Raw genomic sequence first — 24,838 nt, forward strand, 5'->3', positions numbered from 1 at the left:
TGCCTGATAAATCTAAATATGAGTTTATGGTGTTTCTAACACATTAAGCCAATGAGTTAGCTAACTGGAGTACAAAGTGCAGACACCTCAGCTACAACACTTTTATATCAATGAAGAACAATCTGTCTATTTATTAAAAGCTGAAGATGCACGTAAACATCGCGCTTGGATAAGACTATGTAACCAACAGCTGAGTAAACTGGGTTATGCGGATATCGAGTTCATCGGTAAAGGCGCCTATGGCTTCGTGTTTGCTGGTACCAATGATATTGGTGAATCCCACGTGTTTAAATTTTCACGTATTACCCTCCCCCGAAGCGTTCAAGACCGACTGGAAGAAGAAGCGTTTATGCTCAGCCAGTTAGTTCACCCAAACGTTCCTAATGCCATCAAGTTTGAACGTGTTGGCAAGCAAGGGATCATGGTAATGGAGCGTGCTCAAGGGGAAGATTTAGATAAAATTTGCCACCGATTAGGCGTACTGCCTGTAGCGATGATTATTAGTATTGCCCGCCAATTAGCTAACTTACTTTATTATCTGCGCACCGGTAAATGTCTTGTTCATGGCGATATAAAACCCTCTAACTTAGTTTACGATATTAAAAACGATCATTTGTCGTTAATCGACTGGGGATCGGCAGTGTTCGCTCAGCGAGATGAACACAACAAAGCGGTTGAAGATAATGTCATGTCGTTAATGTCCAGCGATCAACACCATACCAACGCCAGAATGGGCGATGTCTATTTTATTGGCTCCGAGCAGCTAAATGGTGCGCTCTCAAGCCCACGCTTTGACGAGCAAGGTGTAGCCGCAACCTTATACGCGTTAGCCTCAGGACAAATTAGCCGTTTCGGCAGTAAAGTGATACCAGCAAGCAGCTTAGGTCTGCCCATTGAACTGGCCCGAACATTAGATGGCATGCTAAGTGATGATGTTGAAAGGCAAAACCTTGCTGGAGATTATTTCCTTAAGAGCATGCGCCACAACCATCGAATGCACCTACCAGATTTGCAAACCCAGCCGCTGCATGAAGACATACCGCTGTGGGTATTACCCAAACAGAAACAAGTTGAAACCGTGAGTTATAGCTCTCGAAAATCATTTTTAAAAGAACATAACACCCAAGATCCTATTGCTAAAATGGACGACGTACAGCTGGAAAAGTACTATCGAAACTTTTTAGCTGGCATGGGAGACACTGAAAAAGGCTTCGTAGCTGCAGTGGGTAAACTGGCGCAATATCCAATTGTTGGCGGTCTTGCTATTCACTGGCGTAAAAGCGGCGTGTACATTGATTCAAATCTGGCCATATACGACCCTGATACCAAAGATGTGCTCATAAAAGCAGTCAATAATATGGTCACTTTAGCCCGTGGAATAAAACGGATCGGGGTATTTAAGGCCTGTTTTTTTAATGCAAAAGACACCTTACATCTTGAGAGGGACACGCCTTCTGAGCCTTATAAGATGATCAATGATGCCCAACTTAGTTTTGAAGTGGGTGATGTCCCTGCATCTGAAGGACGTTCTCGATTACACTCCTACTTTGAAGACGGTAAAGATCCTGAAGAAAACCTTGAATTGCCCACTGAGATCATGACCGAGCTTGGCTGGATTAACCAAATTCATCACACTGGTTGTATTATTTTTGAAGCGCTGCCTAATCACCTTAAAGTGCACAGTTATTTACGTTTACTCAATCCTCGTAAACAAGCTGCATTTAGGGCTTCATTAGATCGAATTCTCCATCATGCTAGCAAAATACAAGGTCATGGTGTGTCAGGTTTTATGAAGCTGCCCTATAAAAACACCCGACAGTTTTCGCATATCGATCAAAAAAGCGATCATTTTTACCCTAAAAACCCTAAGCAAGCGCAAAGCTAACCCGCTTCGAACAGCGCCTCACACAAAAAAGCCTCATTTCGTAATGAGGCTTTTTACTATCGCATCAGTGAAACCCTTTAAATAGGTGAACCAGGCGGCATTTTTAGTGGCTTAGTAATAAAGCGATACTCTTTCGACTCTATCCCTTGAGCCAAGCCTTGTAACAGCCAATCAAAATGCGCAGCTTGATAATTACTCGCACGGTTACTGCGGCGTTTGAGCTGTTTCTCAACATAATGCAGCCTTGCAAGTAATTGAGCTTTTACTTCCGGCGAGGTTTTCTCATTATGGTAACTGGCTAACAATTCATCCATCACCACTGTATTGACTCGCATTTGCACCGCCAATAACTGACCGCGCTGCAGATCTTGATAAACCGTTTTCGCCAATAGTTTATCCACTAAACTCACTACAGATAACTGCTCTGAATCATCCATATAGCCTTGATTTACTCTATTTAGTCGTTCAGGTGCTAGTAACCTATTAGCAATTTGGCGGCTCAGTACTTCTGCCATGCCTATTGGATCTGTTAATACACCAATACCAGAATCAAAGCTTTCTCGCGTTTTTCGATAGTTACCCGCTTTCGGCACTAGCATTTCTGTCACTTCTTGTGGAACTGATAAACTCTGCGCCGAAATCACCTCTAACAGTGAAGATAAAGCGGCATGCTGCAACTTTGGCGAAAGGTAATGCCAACGTTCAGCTGAACCTTGCTGCTGGTAACTGTAATCACTACCACCAATCCATTTAGCCGCGGCATCTATCTGGTAACGCGTCAGTAAATAGATAGGCACAAATGCATCACTCAGCTCACCTAATGGCTGTTCTTGCAGTAAAACTTGAGCATTAAATTGCTCAATGGCTGTGCGACGAACTTGCTCTAATCGGGTTAATTCAGCCGCAGCCGAAGCTCCGGTGTCCCATAAACTTGCATAAGCGTGACTGGCTGAAGGTGAACGGGAATCAGCTTCGCCAATATAGCGTAGGCCTTGGGTTCTGGCTTGTCTGACCAACTCTTCCATGTTCGCTTCATTGCCGTAACCATAGGCAATAGTGAACTTATCCCATGCGCCTATACCCTCAGCATATGGCGCTGAGATATCAATTTTATCACCGTTAAGTGTGGCATTAGGGTGTGGATAATCCATCACAGATGCATTGTCATTGGTCGATGCGGCAAAGTTATGGTCAAGGCCAATTGTGTGGCCAATTTCATGTGCCGACAGCTGACGAATACGGGCTAGTGCTAATGCCATAGATGCATCACTTGCCGCTTCTCTGTCTTCCCAGCCAGCTGTTAAACCACGCGCAATTAAGTGATCTTGTTTAACCCGCAAACTGCCTAGAGTCACATGGCCTTTAATGATTTCACCGGTGCGAGGATCTTTGATTGATGCGCCATATGACCAACCGCGCGTCGCTCTATGTACCCACTGGATCATGTTATAGCGAATATCTTGTGGGTCAGCATCTTCAGGCAGCATTTCGACTTTAAAGCCATCAATAAAACCTGCTTCAGTAAAGGCTTCTTCCCACCAGCGAGCACCATCTAACAGTGCAGTGCGGATAGGCTCTGGCACACCAGGGTCGAGATAATAGGTAATAGGCTTGATGACTTCACTGGGCGCTATACCTGGAGTGACTTTTTCTAAACGATGTCTGAGTAAATAACGCTTACTGAGCGGAGAATCTATTGCAGCAGAGTAATCATAATATTCACCTGACAAATACCCACTCATAGGTTGATATTCGCGAGGTTGATAACCTTCCTCTGGTAGCGCCACAAATGAATAGCGCATTCTTACCGAAACAAACTTGCCATCAGGGGTTACTTGCCTGACTTGCTCGCCTTCTTTGTTGCTAGTGAAGGTTAATAAAACGTCCACATCGGCATTCTTTTCAAAGGACTTTATCCCCTCTTCCATAATGACCGAACGCGAGGTATCTAAACTGTAATGACCTTGCTTAGTATCAGCAAAACGCTGCCCGACGCCGTGAAGATCATTAAGGACTAAATCATTCACCGACACTAATGGCGTTTTGCCATCTAAGACTTTGCCGCGCCATAACACTGATTCAGCAAAAGCTTCTTTAACCGCTAATTGCTCAGCAGGATTGTCACTGCTGGCACGATAAAAAGTGTTTAATTGCTTTAATAATATGAAAGGACCTTGGCGCTCAAACTGCACCATTCTGGTTTCACCTAATTGGCCACGATCTAGCCCAATATCATTAGAGCCAACGCCGTGGGGCAAGCTAGTTATCATCAAAAAGGGTTGATTTAACTTTTGGGCCTCTAAAAATAGCTCTCCTGATTTATTTTGGTAATAGAAATTAATAAATCCAGAAGCTTTCTCACTTTGCTTAATCACAGTTTGCGCAGGTGTCGCTGCATACGTCATGATGGGAATGGCGGTTAATGCCAATGAAAGTGCGATGCTGTGGCGGATCATTAAACTATCTCCAAATCGAATAAACAGGGTCTACAAACAAATAAACAACTCAAACTTTAAGCAAGGTAATACAAACAACTATGCTAAGCCAGATTTAAATCTGGCTTAGCACTTATCACTTATGGCTATTCTTATAATCTATCCAATGCTCAAGCGAATCAAATAACTCATTCAAGACGATAGGTTTGGTAATATGGGCATTCATACCCGCTTTTAAGCTCTTTTCTCTATCGCCTGACATTGCATGAGCAGTCATGGCAATAATGGGCATTTGTTCACTGGTATAACGTTTACGCAGTTCCTGAGCGGCTGTGAGACCATCCATCACTGGCATTTGAATATCCATCAATACCGCATCAAATGGCTTAGTATCAATTATATCTAGCGCGATTTGACCATTATCGGCCACCACTACTTCATAGCCAGCACTTTTCAATAACTCTGTGGCGACTTGCTGATTAATAAAGTTATCTTCAACCAACAGTACTAAACCGGCTTCTTTAGTTTGCTCAGGATCTTCCTCGACTACTGGCGCCACATTGAGTTTAGGTTCAGCGGCAAATGCACCGATGATTTCGTCAAATAATGCCGAGGCTTTAAATGGCTTTTGTAACACGGCAAACACACGGCTTTCATCAAATTCAGCTTCTAATGGCTCGGCTGAATAAGCCGTCATTAAGATGATGACGGGACGTTTTTTAAGACGACCATCTGCCACCATCTCATCGATAATATCGATAACATCAGCGCCGCCCATTTCAGGCATCATCCAATCTAGCAGCAGCAAATCCACTGAGCTATGGGTTAGCACATCAATGGCTTCAGCGCCGCTTTGCGCTGTTTTAACATCAAAGCTAAAGTCATCCATAACGGTTGAGTATATTTGCAATGCACTTGGGTTATCATCAACCACTAAGGTGGTTAAGTTATTCAACTGCTCAGGCACCACTAACGGCGCAACAACATTCTCTTCGGCAATTTCAAAGCTAATATTGAAACTAAAGGTACTGCCTTGATTTGGCTCTGATGACACTTCCATTGTACCGCCCATCAGCGACACTAAGTGCTTACTGATCGATAAGCCTAAGCCTGTACCACCGTATTTACGAGTTGTAGAGCCGTCGGCTTGTGAGAAGGCATCAAACAACTTAGCTTGTTGCTCTTTGCTAATACCAATCCCGGTATCACGTACCCAGAATTTAAGGTTGATACGGTGATCGCGCTCACCGACATCTTCACAGCCCAGTTCAATTTCGCCATTTTGGGTAAACTTGACTGCGTTAGATAATAAGTTAACCAATACTTGGCCTAAACGCAGCGGATCGCCACTAAGAATTAAGCCTGCGGTCACTGGGGCATACAGTAATAACTCTACCCCTTTCTCTTGTGCTTTTTGCGCGTTCATATCAATGACGTGATCAAGCACCTTATCAAGCGGGAATGACACTCGCTCTAACTCTAGTTTACCCGCTTCAATCTTGGAGAAATCCAAAATGTCATTGATGATCCGCAGTAAAGACTGAGCCGAGAAACCTGCCTTGTTAAGGTAATCTTGCTGCTGCGGTGTTAGCTGAGTACGCTGCGCTAGCTGCAACATGCCGATAATCGCGTTCATTGGGGTGCGGATTTCATGACTCATATTAGCCAGGAATTCACTCTTATACATATTGGCAAGTTCAGCGTCTTGCTTCGCTTCAAGCAAGGCCACCTCATTACTTTTTTGACGAGTAATATCTTTGTGGGTACCCAACATACGTTTCGATTGACCGTCATCGGCAAACTCTACCGCACGACCACGTGATAATACCCAATGGTACTCACCGGATTTCGCTCGCATCCGATACTCAATCTCATAGGTGCCTTCAGGTTTTTTGGCATAGCCACTGCGGTATTCTTCAACACGCATGCGATCATCTGGATGAATTAACGCATCCGTTGATGAAATAAGCGCAGGGAATTCATTTGGCTTATAACCTAGCATTGAATAGAAAGCAGGGTTACAAATCAGCTGCTCTGAATCTAAATACCAATCCCATAAGCCATCTTCTACCGCATCCATCGCAAGATGATAACGCTCTTCAGATAAGCGTAACTGCTCAGCGGACTCATACTCACGAGTCACATCACGCCAAACCGAAATAAGCCCTAATAGCTCGCCACGACGATTGTAGAAAGGTAACTTTAAGGTATCGAGTAATACTGTCTTGCCGCCAATATCGACTTTTTCTTGATAACGCAGCAACGAGCGATCACTTAAGACTTTCTGATCTTCTTCACGAATACGTGCGCCTTGATCGTGAGTTGCATCGAGTGATAGCTGGCCTACTAGTTCATTTTCTTTACAGCCAAGCATGTATTCAGCTGACTTATTACAGCCTAAATACTTACCCTCTTTATCTTTATAAACAATCGCCTCGGGAATTGAGTCAATCAAAGAACGCAGTAATGCAAATTCACGTTCTCGACGCTCTGTGGTATCACGCAGTCGTTGAGTACGCCGCGCAACGAGATTATCAAGGCGCTTATTCTGCTCAGCTAAATGGCGGGTATATTGTTTGTTTTCTTCAAAAATGCGGCTGACCAGTAAAAACCACGGCTCCCAACCTTCGGTAATTTTCTTTGGCGCAGCAATCGGCTCACGGGAACACTCTTCTAAATGGGTCAGCAGGCGAGATGCTGGATTAACGAATGAACGACGAGTCTGCCAATGCACTATCGTCACCAATACTGATAACGCTAAAACAACTAATAAAAACGTCAGCTTTAACTTATCCCACGCATCTTGGAATAACACGTCTTCATCTTGTAAATACAATAAACGCCAAGGTGGATTTTGCAGTGCAACTGAGTGGATGTAATAACCATTACGCAATATGCCATCGTGGGCATCGAATAGCTCAGACTCAGGTAGCGAGTGTAACTCTGACGGGATCCGCTGACTAATGTGATAGACACGGTTCATATCATTGGCGTCGAAGTCACTGTGAGAAAGGATATTGTTGTATTGATCCAGCAATATCACCGTGCCCGGCATTTTGAAATACATGCGCATTTGCTTAGCAAGCGATGCCAGTGTCATATCTAGGTTGATTGAACCGATAAAATCATCTTCAAGATAAACCGGTAACCCTAATGTAGTTAACAGTCCTTGATCGGCTAAATCAACATACGCTTCGCGCCAGAATACGCTGCGCTGTGGGTTCATTGCGGGCGTTGCAAGTTGGAATTGTTTCTTATTTAACAGTTCTTCTCTAAATCGGGTCTCATTGGTCGACCACGGAAATGAAGACATTATCCGTTGTTTAGAGATGTAGTAAATTGATGATGCTTTTGGCGCTGCTTCTTTAGCAACAGGGAAAGACAATGACAGTTCAAACAGCATTTCTAATTCTTGATAGAAGGTATCACTGCGGCCATCTAACGAGCCCATACCAGTGATCCGCCCCATATTGGTAAAAGGTTCACCGCTAATGGCGTAGCTAGGTTCTAAGGTAAAGAACTGACCATCTTCATTGAATTTTTCATACTGAGGCAAACGATCTTTACGCACTAATTCGCCCAGACGTAAGTTATCAACCGCCACATTACGTAAACTTTTAACCGCGCGAATACTGGACTCAAGCAGTAAATCAATTTGCAGTACATGACGTAAGACTTGCTCTTCACGCTCTTTAATTAATTGCGTTTTTTGACGTTCAAATAGCATCCAAGCCGATAATAGCGCCATAACAATAACGCCAATATAGGTATAAAAAACAGCTCGATTGTACTTTCGTTGAATAAGCGATTTTAGATGTAAATCTGGCTCGGTCGATTTCATTGAAATCCCTATGGTTTGCTCAATAGCGTCGATGTTCAAAAGAAAAAGGAGAGGCGCTACATAGTTTAATTCTGGTTTATTTACGCATATTATCAGGAAGCTATTCTTAAGCACATGAATAACCTAGATCAATCGTTAGAAAACATGTCATTTTAATCAGTTTATAAATGGCTTCTAAAACATAGCAAATTATCACTATAGAATCATGGTGATTTTACCTTTAATACCAAGAAATCTGATTCCTTATTTTGTGATAGATAAAAGCTTCAATTTCCCTGCCATTACCCCAATGACTCACTGCAGAATTAATATTCGCTAGCGTTAAGTGAAAACTGAAAATTGAAAAGTTGCCTCAAAACAATAACAACGACTAAAAACAAAAAAACCGACAATGCCAACGCATCATCGGTTTATCATTTACGGCTAATTTCTCACTAACTAGAAGCGGAACTTATAACCAAACTCAATGGCATTATCACGTTCACCATACCACTCATAATCACTGCCTAAATGGCTGGATTTAAGGAGTTCAGACTTAATTTTATACTTGCCATAGAATGCATGAGCACGAGCATGTGGCAGACGATATTCCGCGCTAAATTCATGCTCCCATACCGTGCCTTTGTTGTTATCAAATACGTTGTCATCCAGTTTGTCTTTGTAAATCGCATCATAAACAAATCTAAAGTCATTCCACGTATACGTTAACCACAGGTCATAACGCATTTCTTTACCCACAGCATCATCATAAACACCGCTACTTAGGCTCAAACGATCTAAATCCTCTGAATAACGAGCACGGAATTTCATTCGAAAATCTTTGGTTATGCGGTAGCCATAAAAAGCGCCAAGACGAAGCTTTTTAGCGTTTTCTTTGATTTGGTAATCCAGCAATGGACCAACTTCGTGTTCATTCTTATCGCCCCAACGATGACGATAACCCGTTTTAACAGTAAATTCATATTGATCAGGTGCATAACCTGTTTCAAGCTCAGTTTTACTGCGGTCATATTGCCATACTTGTTCAAAGCCGAAGTTAAAACCGTTATCCATTCTGTGGCTAAACTCAAGTTTAGGACGATCTGTACGGCCATCTAATACTTTATGTTCCCACTTCATTGTAATGGTGCTGTTCGCTAGTGCTGAACCACTCACCATACTTAATAAGCCCAAGGCTAAAATTGATTTTTTCATCTTAAAATATCTTCCTGTAGGTAGTTAAATACCCGGCATGTGCATCGCACATGCCTTATCAATATCGAATAAATTACAATTCAAGGCGTAATTAGTTGTGAGTGTTACCAGTAAATACATTGGTACTTTCAGCTGGTAAACGAGCAAAAATAGCAGCATCACGCACACCTTCACCCACATCATTAACCGCTTCTAGGGTGTAATCAGTGAAGCTGTTGTTGCTCACTGTGACAGCACAAGTATTTTCGTTGTCAGCATTTTTAATGACGCCGCCACTTGAATCACCAATTTTGACTGCTGCAGTTTCTTTATTGCCATCGCCAATAATGCTGAAACTATTGCCATCAACTAGCGTACCCATGCGTCCTTTACTTGAACTACAGGTCAGCTTGACCATGTCATTTTGTAAGTTACGGCTTTGAGAAAGGAATTCACTGCCCGTTAAGTTAATGAAACCGTATGAACGGATCCAAGCTCCTTTATTTTCGATTTGATCTTGTTCGGTGATATTTGAAGCGTCGAATGAAAGGTTATCCAAGATGATTGGCATACCATCCTCACCGACTTTTTGAATATTAATGACTGCTTCTTTGGCATCATCTGTCGCGCCACATTTAGCTATGGCGTCATTATTAAACGTGATGTTTGTGATTTGTGCACCCGCCGCACCATCAACCACATCAATACAAGCACTACCTGAGATAGCCGCGCCAGTTTGACCTGTTAACGTGATGGCTCTATCGATGGTAATCACACCTGTTGAATATTCAAAGCTTGCGCCTAAAGTAATGGTGCTACCCGCTGTTGCAGCTTGAATTGCCGCATTAACTTCATCAACATTTTCAGGGTAAGTCGGCTCAGGATCTGTGCCGCCACCTGTTACCGTGTTATTGGTTTCAGTCGTATCACCAAAGACATCGTAAAGTGCAGTGCCAATATCGTTGTTTTCGCTGATTAACGCACTGAATTTATCAAAGGTATTGTCAGTGAACTCAGCGCCACAGTTTTTATCTTCTTGGCCTAAGTTACTTGGCACACCAATGGTTGCAGCGATTGTCATACCTGAAGTGTTATCAGCGCCCAAACCAAAAGTGCTACCTGAAATGATTGAACCACGTGGGTCACTGTTTGAGCCACCACGAGAAGCAGAGCTTCCGCAGTTTAGATATACAATATTTTGCGCATCGGCTGATTTATTGACAAATTCAGAGTCAGAAATATCGACTAAACCACGAGAGTAAACCCAAGCATCACTCTCACCCGTTGACTCTTCGAACCCGCTACCGTCAAAGGTTAAGTTTTCAAGCGCAACTGCTGTTTTATCTTTACCCACTTTACCGATGTTAATAATAGAAGTTGAGGTGCTTTCACCCGAACCACAGTCATTCATCACGATATTTTCAAAGCCGATGTTAGAAATCTTTGCTTGATTACCGTTACGTAAAATTTCAGCTGCTTCTGTTGGAATATCGATACAAACTGCGCCAGAGAAAATAGCTTGCTCTGTCTCAGTCACAACGCCTTCTGAATCAGTTGATTGTAAGGTAATAGCTTGATTGATAATTAAGGTTCCGGCATCAGCAAAGTCACCAGCAACATCTAAACTAATAACAGTGCCTGAACTTGCCGCATCAATTGCTGCATGTAACTCAGCAACCGTTGTCACCACATCAGGAGCTTCTGGTGGAACACCTGGGTCGGTATCACCATCAGTTAAGGTATTGTCAGATTCAGTGGTATCACCAAATACATCATAAAGTGCAGTTGATTGATCGCTAGTCTCGCTGATTAAAAAGCCAAATTTTTCGAATGTATTGCCTGTAAAGGTCGCAGCACAATTCTTATTTTCTTGACCTAAGTTGCTAGGCACACCGATTGTGGCCGCTTTAGTCGCATCATTTGCATTGATTTCAGCCAGTGCAAAGATATTGCCAGCCATGATAGAGCCAAGATCATTGGCGTAACTACCGCCTCGAGATGCTGAACTACCACAGTTCAGGTAAATCATACTTTGCGCATCAGTCGATTTATTGGTAAATACACTGTCTGAAATATTCACTAAACCACGTGAATAAACCCAAGCAGCACTATCACTGGTAGATTCTTCGAAGCCAGTGCCATCAAAAGACAGGTTATCTAAAATAACCGCTGTTTTATCTTTACCGACTTTACCGATATTAATAATTGAATTAGAGGTGCTTTCACCTAAGCCACAGCTATCCATGACGATGTTTTCAAACGCCAAGTTTGAAATACGCGCTTGCTCACCACCACGAAGAATTTCTGCAGCTTCAGTAGGAATATCAATACAAACCGCGCCAGATAAAATCGCCTGCTCATTTTCTACAGGATCATCAATTGCGCCATCGGCATCAGAGGTAATGAGGGTAATGGCTTTATTAATAACAATAGTGCCAACATTTTCAAAGCTACCATCGATATTCAAGCCGATAACAGTACCCGCTTCTGCGGTATCAATTGCTGACAATAACTCAGCTGAACTTGAAGCAACCACATCGGCTACATCAGGTGTTTCAACGGGTGGTTGCCCTGGATCTGTTCCGCCATCCCCTGGAGGTTCATCATAAAAGTCACAACCTGCTACTAAACTTGTCGATAAAGCAATGGCCACTAAAGCCGATATTTTTTTAATTCTCATTTTACTGCCCCATTAATGAGTTTAACGTTCATCTTTTTATTATTTGATGCGATAGCTCGCACCCGTATCTTGAGTCGTTAGTACTTTCAGTCCTTTAGCACCACCATCGAAATTAGTTGCTTCAAGCAAACCATTTTCAGCGCGCTGTAGTTGAGGATTACGGTAAATAACCCCGTCCCATGGCAGTTCGATGCCCGCCACTGGGCCATAGTACAAATCATTTTCGTAAGTAGGGTTCACCAAAGGTGCAACGCTTTCATTACCCGTGAGAGCCAAAGTTCTTGAAGCTTGTGCATAAGACAGGTTGTTCTTAAAGCTCAGATCGGTACCCGCAAAGATGGTGCTCACTTTGGCATTGTCATAAAGGCTGACACGGTGAGTTTTGGTGGAATAAAGGAAGTTTTGACGAGAGTCGATAATGGTGTTGTTTTCAATTTTAACTTTATAAGGTGTAGCCTGTTTATTGAGCTCTTTACCTTTCACATCATTATTTAAGGTTTCACCTGCTGCAACATCAGTGATACCAGTGTTCACAGCGATACCGCCACGCACATCACCAGTGCCCATTACTCGTTCAATGTAGTTATTGCGAATCGTATGACCAGCATCATAGAAACGAATACCACCAGATTGCTTTTTGTTGTTACCTAAAATGACATTGTCTTCTACTACATTGTCGGTACCGTGACGCAGTGAAATCATCGAAGCATTATCAACAAAAGTATTGCCTCTAAGCGTGTTACCGCCTGATTTCAATGAAACTAATTCAGTCTCACCATCACACTTCAAAAATAAATTACCTTCGATTAAGGTTTTTGAAGCGTAAATTGAGCTCTTAGAGTCACCTAAACGAATGGCTTCCCAGCTATTTGAGTTATAACGTACAGCATCTGGATTATCGAACTCATTAAACTGGTTGTGCTGTTGGTTATAAAAAAGATTACCTTTGATGGTGTGATGATCAGCGGTGGTGTCGCCTTTTTTCTTTTGTACACCAATCAAGGTGCCGCGTTTATGCTTACCTTCAAAAGTATTGTTGATTAGGCTGTTGTGTTTACCGTATAAGGAAATCCACAAATATTTAGGGTATTCAGCGCGTCTGTCGTCAGGCTGATAAAGGTAGTCATCATTGAAGAAGTAGAAAGTAGAATTAGTTAGCGTATTATTATCACCACGGAAGACCACACCGCCCATTCTTTCTGCTGGGCCTCCATCGGTAAATACCACACCGTCTAAGGTAATATTGTCACCACGAAGATTAAACTGTACTAAACCGGTAAACCAAACTTCCCCAGGGTTCGCAGCTTTAATCGTGACGTTATTTGCTTTGATATCGAACTTGCCAAGGTTGGCATATTTTCCAGCATCGATAACGAGCGTTTCACCATCTTGGAGTGTGAGTAATTTATCTTTTAATGCTGAAGCATCTGCACTTTGCAAAGATGACGCAGCAATAGCACTTTTATTATTTTGCTCAACCATTGGTCCTGTGATTGTTGCCGTCCCCACAACATCAACCGCAGGCTCGGTAGCTGCACAACCTGCCAGCAATACCAAAGAAATAGCTGAAGCGATAATACGCTTTTTCATACTTTCCCCTTTCCTATTTGTATTATTTAACACAAGCTTATTTGTATTATTAATCTTTTGGTAGGAAAAACTGTGAGATTGTTCATAAACTAACTAATTAGGAGTATATAATTGATTATTCTTTGCAACCAAAGCAAAAAAACCTTTAACAATGAGACTTTCAGGGTAAACTTTAATCACAAAAATTAACAATGGTCTCATTAGCTGATTGCTAATTGAGTAGAATATTAAAAATTTCTCCCACAAATTCGTTTGAAAAAGTAAGATATATTGTCTTACAAATAAGGAAGGTTATCGTTATGTTAATGCGAATATTTATCTCTAATGTATTACTTATACTTCTTTTAGGTTGTTCAGGTTCTTCTGATTCACCTGAAACGCCTCCTGAAACGCCTCCTGAAGTGCCTCCAGAAGTGCCTCCGTGCGAAACCTGCAATTGGACAATTGAACAGTGGAAATTGACTATTCCTGAGAGCAAAGACAGCTTTTATGGTTCAGGCGGAACGAGTGCTGCAGAACTAAAACCTGGGACATGCAGTAATAATCAAACCTTCTCAAATGACACAGACATCGCTTATTTCTGGACTGAAACCAATCCACAGCAAATGGTGTTTAACCTTGATTTAGGCATAGATGGCGCGACGACACCCAATACCCAGTATGTACGCTCTGAATTACGTGAGCTATATCGATACGATACTGAAAGTGCATGCTCTACAAGCAATCAAAATTGGTCTATTAGTGGTGAGCATCAATTAATGGCATCGCTGAACATCATTCAATATCCACAAATCTCATCGACGACACCAAAAGTGATTGTTGGCCAAGTACATGGCAAAGATATCAAGCAAGCATTGGTAAAAGTATTATGGGAGGGCGAGGATAAGCCTGTCAGAGTCATATTAAATGACACGTTCAATCCTAATAATGAGACTTGTGATACTTGTCAGCCTTTCAGTATCGAACTAGGCACAGCGCCAGCGTACGAAGATTGGCAATACTCGATTCATCTTGATACTGATGGCGTAACGCTTTCAACTACAATTGCAGGCGCTACAACTCAAAAAACGTTAAAATGGGGCGAACCTGTGATCGCAAATAATGGCCAAGAATACACCTTAGATACCGCTTGGCTTGGTGAAGAATATTACTTTAAAGCTGGCATATACCCTCAAATAGTGACGTCGTCGAACTATGTTGGACAAATATTTGAAGTCGGCTTTACCGAACTTAAGGTCACTCATACTCCATAGCTAGGCATGATCGTAACTGTCCAGGCTGCATAAATTTTCATGCAGCTTGAGAAAATTGAGTTTAAGCTATGTAAGATCATGAGTTATTCATTATTTAAGGTATAAAAATGGACGAATCTTTACTTCCTAATGTCATCCAATTTATTGGACAAATCGATCCATTTGATAAACTGCCTAAAGCCGTAGTTCGCGACCTTGCTGAAGTGGTTAAAATTATTTATGTTTCTCAAGGTGAAGTTGTTGATTTATCTTCAGATAATCAAGAAAAGCATTTGTATATTGTGCGCTCAGGCGCGATGGAGCAACGTAAAAAAAGTGGTGTGTTACGCGCCCGTCTAGAATCAGAAGACTTATTTGGCTTCACCTTTTTAGATTCTGATGTTGATGACGATCAAGGTTATCAAGCTATCGCCATTGAGCCCTGCTTACTGTACCTGATCCCTCATTCAGCACTGCAAAGCTTGTTTACTAAGACACCTGAATACGCAGAACATTTTGCATCACAAGCACAAGTACGTTTGAACTCAGCATTAGATGTTGTCTGGTCAAATAAAGAAAAAGGCTTGTTCATTCGCAAGGTAAAAGATGTCGCCAGTGGTCGTATTGCTGTGGTCACCGCCGATATGAGCATTCAAGCTGTCGCCCATGAAATGCGCATGATTAAACGTACATCCTGCGCTGTCATTTACGAAGATAACAAAATTGTCGGCTTGATTACCGACCGTGATATGACCAAACGCGTCATTGTGGAAGGCTACCCAATTGATAACCCAATTAAAGATGTGATGACATCGAATCCGCTCACTGTCGCGCCCGATGATCTTGTTCTGCAAGCTGCCTCACTGATGATGCAATACAACGTGCGTAATCTTCCTGTCGTCGAAGACAACAAAGTCGTCGGGTTATTAACTACGACACACTTAGTGCAAAACCACCGTATGCAGGCCATTTTTCTAATTGAGAAAATTAAGTATGCTGTCAGTGTCAAAGAACTTGCTGAATTAAACCCAGAGCGCCAAGCCATTTTCGAAGCTTTAGTAGAAGGCAAAGTGGTACCTGAAACCATCGGCAAAGTAATGGCGATGATTTTCGATGCTTACACTCGACGATTAATCAATATCATGATTGATCAACTAGGTCAGCCGCCCTGCGAATTTGCCTGGATTGTCGCAGGCTCCCATGCCCGCAATGAAGTTCATTGCTTAACGGATCAAGATAGTGCAATCGTGTTAGCCGATAACGCTACTGCCAATGATCGGATTTACTTCAAACATTTAGCCGAATTTGTCACTCAAGGGCTTAATCGTTGTGATTACCCACTTTGCACGGGCTTTTATATGCCGACCACTGAAAAGTGGTGCCAACCATTATCAATGTGGAAGCAATATTATAAAAAGTGGGTCGCTAACCCTGAATACGAACGCCTGCTCAATATCAGTGTATTTTTAGAGATTAGAACTGCATTTGGTAATCAGCAGTTTGAACATGAATTACATGAGTCTATGCATAACCATATTCGTGCAAATGCAGAATTCTTGGGGATCTTAGTCAAAGACGCGACAAATACCAGTCCACCCCTCGGTATCTTTAATTCATTAGTGCTAGAAAAAAGTGGTGAGAATAATAAGACACTGAATATCAAAAAATATGCGATTAACTTAATTATCGATCTAGCAAGGATCTATGCCTTAGCTGTTGGCAGTGATGCACTGCAAACAGAGGCTCGTTTCCAAGCGGCTAATGATGCGGGAGTATTAAGTGATGATGCCTTTAAAAATATTATGGGCGCTTACCGCTTTATTTTGTCGTTCAGATACAGCCATCAACTAACGGCATTAAAGGAAGGCAAAGTTCCTAATAACCATATTAATCCAGATACTTTTGGTAGCTTCGAGCGTAAACATTTAAAAGACGCCTTTCGGATCATTGCCGATCAACAAGATGCCGCTAAACTGCGCTTTGGAAATATCTAATGGCTCTTTTAGACTATTTCCATCCTCTGTCGGTTTTAAAAAGGCAACGTGAAAGCTTTCTTATTAAAGACAGCTCAATGCAAAGTCTGCTTAAGCCGACCAAAGCAGAGCTGCCAGAACTTAAGGCGTTATGCAAAGACTTAACCTACGTGGTACTCGACATCGAAACCACTGGCTTCGATCCTGTTGATGATGACATTCTCAGTATGGGTTGGGTAGTGATTAACAACCAACAGATTGACTTAGCCAATTGCCAACACCTTTATATTAAGAACTGTGACAAAGTAAAACCTGAATCTGCAGTCATCAATCACATCACTCCACAAATGTTAGATAACGGCATTTCTCTGCATGAGGCAATGAACTATTTTTTCACTCAATTGGGCGACAGGGTATTAGTAGCTCACGGTTCAGTGATTGAATCGGGGTTTATAAACTACTACGCCAAAAAGTATTGGCAACTGCCTACGCTGCCTTTACTTTGGCTCGACACCTTATGCTTGGAGAAGCATTTTGCTACCGCGATAGATCATTACTCTGATGTCGATCTCACCTTAGCAGGCACCCGCAAACGTTATGGCTTGCCTGAATATAATAGTCATAACGCATTAGTCGATGCGCTCGGGGCAGCAGAATTATTGTTGGCGCAACAAAAAAGGTTATCTCGAGGCAGTCGCGACAGCTTTGCCCGACTCTATCGATTAAGTCAGAAGAAATAGCTAAAAATACACTAGAGAAGTGTACGACCATATTAAAGTTTGATCATTTTCAAACATACTTTTGGATAAAAAAGCGTCAGACTTTTAACTCTATTCTGTGAGTTTCAGATTATAATTTATATGAGTTAACGCCCGCTTAAGTGGACAAAAATTGTTGGTTATAATGTGGAGCGAAGCGGAACCTAACCAACTGTTTTTTGTTCCGTTTAAAGCGCTTGTTAGGCGAATTTATTGCTTAGACCTATCGGTCACGATTTTAAAGTCTTTAAAAGCAGCTCTTGCATGTATTATTTCAACACCATTATCTAACTCTGTTAAATGTTTACGCACTTCTTCTCTTGTGAGCTTCGATTCACTACCAATAATAACTTTTGTTAACTTTAAGCTTTCATTGAAACCTTGAAAATATAATGAGCCTTCTTTAACAAACTTCGATAATTCTAATACAGTACGATGCTCTTTTTCATAACGCCAATGACTAAATTTTGTAGTTAATAAAGTTGTTGGAAATTCAGGGTTTTTAATAATATTAGAATTTAATCTTTTGCTTACATACTCAACAGCTTTTAGGTCTTCTTTCTTAATTTCAAATCCTAGGCAAAGGCCACGATGATTATCAGCATAGTGCCCCCACTGAACTGGATTACTCCAAGTTTTACTAAAGCACAAAATACCAAATTTTTTAGTCATCTCAGACTTCATGACTTTAATAGATTTACGTATTGCCTTATTCGACAATTCAATACCGAGCATTTCAAATGGGTCATTTAAGTTATCAAGGGTAGAGGCTTTAATTCTTCTATTAACTAAATTATTTATGCCATATTCAGTATTAGTGAAATGATAATATTCCAATGAAACTCCTATTCGCCTAACGCCCAATTAACAGGCAAAAAATTGTTGGCTAAAATAAGTGAACGTAGTGAACAAAAAGCCAACTGTTTTTTGTCCTTGTTTAATTTCTTGTTAGGTGCCTTTTAGTATCACAGGTTCTTTTTGACTGATCACGCTGATACAAGTATCCAGTCCAATGATAAGATATTCCTTGTAATATTCTAAGCTGCCAATCATAAAGTCTGTCCGTGAACTTTCTTGAGAAAGCCAACCTCCTGATTCAACTTTAAAGCACCATCCATCTTTCATCGTTATGACTTGCCACCAATTATGTAAATCTCTCTCATCTAGTACACGAAAGCCTTCAGTCATATCAAATCGTAACGTTAGAACTTCTTGTGTTGCCAAAATTGAGACTTGGACATCGAGAAACTCAAGATCATAATGAATGTCTACAATTTCAACATCACCATCATTTATCTTATCTGGAAACACCACCTTGGCGTTGAACTCTTCCATAGGCACCTAACGATCATAGTTCATGAGCCGTAGGTCTCATGTAACGGGTTGTTCTTTACTTCGGAGAGAGGAGGTTGTCGCTACTCAATCCGTGAGTTCATATTCCATGCCCTTGGGGCTTAATTGAAGCCCCCCTGCGGCGTGAGGGAAGCATCGCTTCTTTACTTGAAGTCAATTGCAGGTCTCTTTAAAAGCTACGCTTTACGAGCCTTAGCAAGTGCCTTCAAGCTACCATAAAATAGGCGTTTCTTCCATCGCGTTTGGTTCTATCTACTCCCTCGGCTAGACTAAAATATCACTTCTTTTTACTAAAAAATCGTCTACCGCAGGTCAAGAACAGCTTATTCAATAGCAGCACAATAATGTTCCAGGCTGCTCAATTCAAACTTCAAAGGTATCATCGCTAAGTCATTGTTGTAAATAGAGTATCTCCCTTAAACTCTTAAACAATGCTCATAATACTGCCGGAGAAAGAATGCATCTTTGTTTACGAGGTCTATACAACACTTTAAAAAATTCCGCAGTAGATTGATATTTATGGGTTTTATTGAATGTTATAAAATTATCGATGCGTAAAAAGCTCATTTTACGCATCCTTTGGCCCCAGAATTATCTCAATTTGAAGAAAATCAGTTATAACTGTATAGGCAATCAGTCATTTGGACGACAAGTAAGGCGGTGATAATCGATTAGAAATAGTAAGCTTATGCTGATTATCCCATTGCTAGCACCAACTCGTTTTGGGGCATAAACGAGTTACCCGTTTATGTTTTGTACTTCATCTATATTGGCTAAATTACTTAAGGCCATCACTTCAATCTAATCCATTGCCTGCCGCAGGCTATCGTGCAAGCACGACTGTGACACGCTGCAAGTTCATCCCTGAAAGCTCGGCCATGACGAATAACATCCTTGTTAAACGGCCAGTTCGGCATCTATGCCTCTCGCTCAGAGCGTTTCACACAGTGAAACTTCGCCATGTCATGGACGGTCACAGCCGCGCTTACACCGGAATTTTCATTTCTTCGATTTGACTATATTTGTGACAGTTTAAAAAGCTAAATTACTCAAGTTGCGTGGGTGCTTTTGATCTTCTTTGAATGTTCAATTTGAATTGAGGACGCAGAGAAAATAGCGTGAGCCTGACAGGACGTCAGGCTAGCTTTCGCGGTGCAGGGATGCACCATCGGAAGCGTTAGCATTTTCGAATAAGGCCGAAGCAGTAATCAAACGAAGTCTAAAGCTGGATCAATCCCCGTTGAAAATATGCGCTTTTCAGCATTTTTCGTTAGGGGCGGCAAGGTGATCCAAGAGGGTATTGCTGTTGATACCCTTTTGGTCTGGTGTGGGCGAAGCGCCACGACCTTGATTTAGATTTAGATTTAGATTTAGATTTAGATTCTATTCAAACCTAGAAATCATTAGCTGACTAAAGCTGCTAACAAATTTTGGGACAAAAACGTTTTAAGGCCACCAATTCTATATTTCATTTATATTGGCTCAGTTACTGCAGACCATTACCTCTATCTAACCCATTGCCTGCCGCAGGCTATCGTGCAGATACAACTGCGAAACGCTGCATTCTTTATTAAAATCAAAAGGTCCCTGAAAGCTCGGCCATGACGTCCATGTCATGGACGGTCACAGCCGCGCTTACACCGGAATTTTCATTTCTTCGATTTAACTTTATTCGCGTCAATTTAAAGAGCTAAAAAGATCTAGTTCTAATTAACTAGAAGATTCAATTTGAATTGAGGACGCAGAGAAAATAGCGTGAGCCTGACAGGACGTCAGGCTAGCTTTCGCGGTGCAGGGATGCACCATCGGAAGCGTTAGCATTTTCGAATAAGACCGAAGCAGTAATCAAACGAAGTCTAAAGCTGGATCAATCCCCGTTGAAAACATGCGTTTTTCAGCATTTTTCGTTAGGGGCGGCAGGGTGATCCAAGAGGGTATTGCTGTTGATACCCTCTTGGTCGGGTGTGGGTGGAAAACCCACGACCTTTATCCAAACGGAGTTTGGAAATACAGAAAGGAAGTTTACGGTCTAAATCAGGTGTGAACTAAGCACCACGACTTTGTTTTATGAGCCCACAATAAGTCATTACTGGATGTTCAATTCTTTATAATCAATTCTGTGCGATCAATTCTTGTAATAAAAAGCCCCTGAAACTAAAAAGCGAATACCTATATCAGTATTCGCTTTTCATTTTAAGCAGTCAGAATCAGTTAGTTTGAACGATACAGCAGTTCAATCTCACGCTGTGCCCATACCTCAGCTAAGTTTTTACTCACGCTGTAATTACTAAAGTCAGTGTCTTTCGCCAAGTTAATCCATTGCTCGTTATTCAACGCTTGACCTGCTTTTAGGTAAATCGGTGACATACGGGCAATTCTGCGGCTGTCTTTTTCAGGAAAAGGCCAACTGGCTTTAGGATCATTGTAATTCACCATAAACTCGATGCCTTTCGATAAAGACACGCCTTGATCATTTTCATAGTGCCACAAGTCAACATTAACCTTATCACCAAGTTGAGCAATGCCTACTAACGGATCTAAGCTGAAGTAATGGTAATGATAAGAACGAGTTCTTTGCGCTTCATGTGGCTGCGAGCCATCTTCAGCAAACTGAGTATCAACACGAACTTTACCTTTTTGAACCATTTGCTTAGTTAAATGTGTATTACCTAAGAAGTATGCAATGCCTGCCATTTGATAATCATACCAAGTGCCGTGGTTATTAGGTGCATAAGCCTCGCCTTTAGGGCCACCACTTAAATCGTCTTCTATTAACCAATCAAGATAATCGCTGTACCATTGCTCTATTCCCTGCTCGTCTTTATCTGTCCACGAGGGTGACTGAGATAAAATAGCTATCGCATCTAAATTACGTTCAACCAAGGTACGAGTATCGATCAAACCACTGCGACGTCCGTCTGCCACACCTGGTACGCCTTGACCAAAATTCACATTGGGATTCATGCGTGTGTCTTCATCTATATACCAAGCACGAACTAATTCAATCGCTTTATTGGCGTAGGCTTCATCTTCACTAAAGTAATAACCTAATGCTAATGCCCGCACTGTACGAGTAAAAGTGCCAATTCTTACTGAGTCCGTTTCATCAGATTTAGACGCTGGATTAGTTTTCCCATCAAAGCGTATCCAAGGTAGGCCGTCAGCTTTAGATTCATCTGGCCACCAATAAGGACTAATGCTCATATAATCATTTTTATCGCCACTAGGAGGTGTGAAGCCTTTATGGGCTACACTGAAAATACCTGCCTTTTTGCCGATATCTGCTTCTTCAAGTAGTTGCTGGTAACTGCGCTGCATTGATTTAGGTGCATTTTCTGAATGTAACAAAGCACGATTAGCTGCCAATGTGGCTTCATCTAAAAAAACAAAATTTGCCGCCAATACAGGACTCGTTACAAATACACTCATTAAAGCGGCTGCGCACAAAGATTTTGGGACTTTCATTTACTTCCTCCAGCTATTAAGTAATACAAATATAGCATAAGACAAAAATTATTCAGTGATACAGGTCATGTAAAATTACTATCTTTATGTAACCAAATAAATATAAAACTGCAAAAACAACAACTTAAAAATACAATTAATTATTGGTAATAATTTCTATAACGAAATTTGATGTGCGTCTCACAATTGATATTGTATTATGTTAGTATCATTTTATTGATTTATTGGGAAATGGTTTCACTGTATCGACTTTGTCTAAGAGGCAAAGGTTAATACACTCCCATTTATCGTTTTCATACAGCGAGTTCGAAAAGCCAGCACCTAAGAATATTTGGGGCGTGCAGTCTTCGACCCGCAATGAAGTTACCACCCTAAGAAGAATAACTGCGGTCAAGGTAACAACGAGGTTAGCGACCCAATTTAATAAGTCAGTGTGACAAATAGATTTTAGGTTATTGCAGCTACGATATGTGCTTTAGCAAATGCATCCACTACTCAGGATGCTAAATCGTTGATGAAATAAGAATGTTTGAAGTTTTAAAGTTTGCACTTTTAATAAGGTCAGTCTGATTACTGAGTAATTAAGGCTTTTTTTCAGCATTATTGCTGATGTTGGTTCCCATAGATTTACTCTTAGAAAAGGTTATAAAAATGGAGCTAAATACACTCATTGTAGGCATCTATTTTCTATTCTTAATTGCAATAGGCTGGATGTTCCGAACATTTACAAGTAATACAAGTGACTACTTCCGTGGGGGCGGAAGTATGTTGTGGTGGATGGTTGGGGCGACTGCCTTTATGACCCAATTCAGCGCATGGACCTTTACTGGCGCAGCTGGTAAGGCATACACAGACGGCTTTAGTGTCGCCATTCTTTTCTTAGCCAACGCCTTTGGTTATTTAATGAATTACGTCTACTTCGCGCCTAAATTCCGTCAACTACGTGTTGTCACGGTAATTGAAGCAATCCGTATGCGCTTTGGTAACGCCAATGAGCAAGTATTTACCTGGACTGGTATGCCAAACAGCGTAATCACTGCGGGTATCTGGTTAAATGGTCTCGCCATTATTGCATCAGGTATCTTCGGCTTTGACATGACCACAACCATTATTTTGACTGGTCTTGTTGTATTGGTTATGTCAGTTACCGGTGGTTCATGGGCGGTTATTGCATCTGACTTTATGCAAATGGTTATTATCATGGCTGTAACGATTACCTGTGCGGTAATGGCTTACGTACACGGCGGTGGTATCACTAACATTATTGAAAACTTCCCAACGGATTCATTTATTGCAGGTGGCGATCTTAACTACTTAAGTATCTTCGCAGTATGGGCAGTATTCATTTTCTTAAAGCAGTTCAGTATTACCAACAACATGTTGAACTCTTACCGTTACTTAGCAGCTAAAGATTCAAAGAATGCACGTAAAGCCGCATTACTGGCCTGTGTATTAATGAGTATTGGCCCTGTTATTTGGTTCCTACCTAGCTGGTACTTAGCGGGTTCTGGTGTTGATTTAGCAGCGATTTACCCTGAGGCGGGTAGTAAAGCGGCTGACTTTGCATACCTATACTTCGTACAAGAATATATGCCTGTTGGCATGGTTGGACTATTGATTGCTGCAATGTTTGCCGCAACCATGTCTTCTATGGATTCAGGTCTGAACCGTAACTCTGGTATTTTCGTTAAGAACTTCTACGAGCCAGTCGTTCGTCCACATGCTAGCGAAAAAGAATTGATGTTAGTGTCTAAACTGACTTCAACCTTCTTCGGTATTGCCATTATCTTAGTATCGTTATTTATTAACTCACTTAAAGGGTTAAGCTTATTCGATACCATGATGTACGTTGGTGCCTTAATTGGCTTCCCAATGACTATTCCAGCATTCTGTGGATTCTTCATTAAGAAGACGCCTGACTGGGCAGCATGGGGAACCTTAGTGGTCGGTGGCTTTGTTTCTTATATTGTTGGCTTTGTGATTACTGCTGAAATGGTTGAGAACGCTTTAGGTCTAGAACAAGCGTTAACTGGACGTGAATGGTCTGAAATTACGGTTGCGATTGGTCTGATGGCACACGTGGTCTTCACCGCTGGTTTCTTTGTCGCTTCAACTTTATTCTACAAACCTTTGACAGAAGAACGTCAAAAGAATGTTGATAAGTTCTTTGAAAACCTTGCTACACCACTGGTTTCTGAAGGCAACGCTCAAAAGCAACTGGATAACAAGCAACGTCGCATGTTAGGGACATTAATCGCTGTAGCAGGTATCTTTGTCATGGCAATGTTCCTTCTACCGAATCCTTTCTGGTCTCGCATGATATTTGTATTATGTGGTGTGATTGTCCTCTCGGTTGGTTTACTGCTAGTCAATGCAGTTGATAGCAGCATTGAAGATGCGGCGGCTGCAGAAGAAGCAGAAGCTAAGTAAAACCAATAATGGCATTAAGACAA

Annotated in this window: 13 protein-coding genes; 5 read left to right on the forward strand and 8 right to left on the reverse strand. The window is 41.5% G+C overall.

Features of this window, described 5'->3' with window-relative positions:
* Window positions 1-76: 76 nt before the first annotated feature.
* Complete coding sequence (locus tag L2737_RS15280) at window positions 77-1,885, forward strand: serine/threonine protein kinase (protein ID WP_102526606.1); 1,809 nt, start codon at window positions 77-79, stop codon at window positions 1,883-1,885.
* A 77-nt stretch (window positions 1,886-1,962) separates the two neighbouring features.
* Here L2737_RS15280 and L2737_RS15285 read toward each other — a convergent pair whose 3' ends face one another.
* The 5 genes from L2737_RS15285 to L2737_RS15305 all read right to left on the reverse strand — a co-directional run bounded on the left by L2737_RS15285 (window position 1,963) and on the right by L2737_RS15305 (window position 13,604).
* Window positions 1,963-4,341, reverse strand: a complete 2,379-nt coding sequence (locus L2737_RS15285; protein WP_248956274.1) for a zinc-dependent metalloprotease — start codon at window positions 4,339-4,341, stop codon at window positions 1,963-1,965.
* A 115-nt stretch (window positions 4,342-4,456) separates the two neighbouring features.
* Window positions 4,457-8,161 carry a response regulator gene (locus tag L2737_RS15290; protein ID WP_248956275.1) on the reverse strand — a complete coding sequence of 1,235 codons (3,705 nt, stop codon included), beginning with the start codon at window positions 8,159-8,161 and terminating at the stop codon, window positions 4,457-4,459.
* A 438-nt stretch (window positions 8,162-8,599) separates the two neighbouring features.
* Window positions 8,600-9,355: an oligogalacturonate-specific porin KdgM family protein gene (locus L2737_RS15295; protein WP_248956276.1), complete on the reverse strand. Its 756-nt coding sequence runs from the start codon at window positions 9,353-9,355 to the stop codon at window positions 8,600-8,602.
* Window positions 9,356-9,446: 91 nt separating this feature from the next.
* Window positions 9,447-12,014: a polysaccharide lyase domain-containing protein gene (locus L2737_RS15300; protein ID WP_248956277.1), complete on the reverse strand. Its 2,568-nt coding sequence runs from the start codon at window positions 12,012-12,014 to the stop codon at window positions 9,447-9,449.
* Between the two features lie 39 nt (window positions 12,015-12,053).
* Window positions 12,054-13,604: a polysaccharide lyase 6 family protein gene (locus L2737_RS15305; protein ID WP_248956278.1), complete on the reverse strand. Its 1,551-nt coding sequence runs from the start codon at window positions 13,602-13,604 to the stop codon at window positions 12,054-12,056.
* A gap of 299 nt (window positions 13,605-13,903) precedes the next feature.
* Between L2737_RS15305 and L2737_RS15310 the strand changes: the two genes are divergently transcribed.
* The 3 genes from L2737_RS15310 (at window position 13,904) to L2737_RS15320 (ending at window position 17,549) form a co-directional block, all read left to right on the forward strand.
* Window positions 13,904-14,857, forward strand: coding sequence for a polysaccharide lyase family 7 protein (locus L2737_RS15310; RefSeq protein WP_102526612.1), 954 nt, complete (start codon window positions 13,904-13,906; stop codon window positions 14,855-14,857).
* A 107-nt stretch (window positions 14,858-14,964) separates the two neighbouring features.
* On the forward strand, window positions 14,965-16,830 hold the full coding sequence (locus L2737_RS15315; RefSeq protein ID WP_248956279.1) for a putative nucleotidyltransferase substrate binding domain-containing protein: 1,866 nt from the start codon (window positions 14,965-14,967) through the stop codon (window positions 16,828-16,830).
* Window positions 16,830-17,549, forward strand: a complete 720-nt coding sequence (locus tag L2737_RS15320) for a 3'-5' exonuclease (protein WP_248956280.1) — start codon at window positions 16,830-16,832, stop codon at window positions 17,547-17,549. Before L2737_RS15315 ends, L2737_RS15320 begins: the two co-directional genes overlap by 1 nt.
* A 228-nt stretch (window positions 17,550-17,777) precedes the next feature.
* Here the strand turns inward: L2737_RS15320 and L2737_RS15325 are convergent, their stop codons facing one another.
* From L2737_RS15325 to L2737_RS15335, 3 genes are all read right to left on the reverse strand, one after another.
* A complete protein-coding gene (locus L2737_RS15325; RefSeq protein WP_248956281.1) occupies window positions 17,778-18,404 on the reverse strand; it encodes a DUF2971 domain-containing protein in 627 nt (208 codons plus the stop codon).
* 111 nt (window positions 18,405-18,515) lie between these two features.
* Window positions 18,516-18,902, reverse strand: coding sequence for a hypothetical protein (locus L2737_RS15330; RefSeq protein ID WP_248956282.1), 387 nt, complete (start codon window positions 18,900-18,902; stop codon window positions 18,516-18,518).
* Between the two features lie 2,229 nt (window positions 18,903-21,131).
* Window positions 21,132-22,385, reverse strand: a complete 1,254-nt coding sequence (locus L2737_RS15335; protein WP_248956283.1) for an alginate lyase family protein — start codon at window positions 22,383-22,385, stop codon at window positions 21,132-21,134.
* Window positions 22,386-23,096: 711 nt separating this feature from the next.
* Between L2737_RS15335 and L2737_RS15340 the strand changes: the two genes are divergently transcribed.
* Window positions 23,097-24,815: a sodium:solute symporter family transporter gene (locus L2737_RS15340; protein ID WP_371996724.1), complete on the forward strand. Its 1,719-nt coding sequence runs from the start codon at window positions 23,097-23,099 to the stop codon at window positions 24,813-24,815.
* Window positions 24,816-24,838 lie beyond the last annotated feature (23 nt).

The organism is Shewanella electrodiphila (genome assembly GCF_023283985.1).
GTDB lineage: Bacteria > Pseudomonadota > Gammaproteobacteria > Enterobacterales > Shewanellaceae > Shewanella > Shewanella electrodiphila.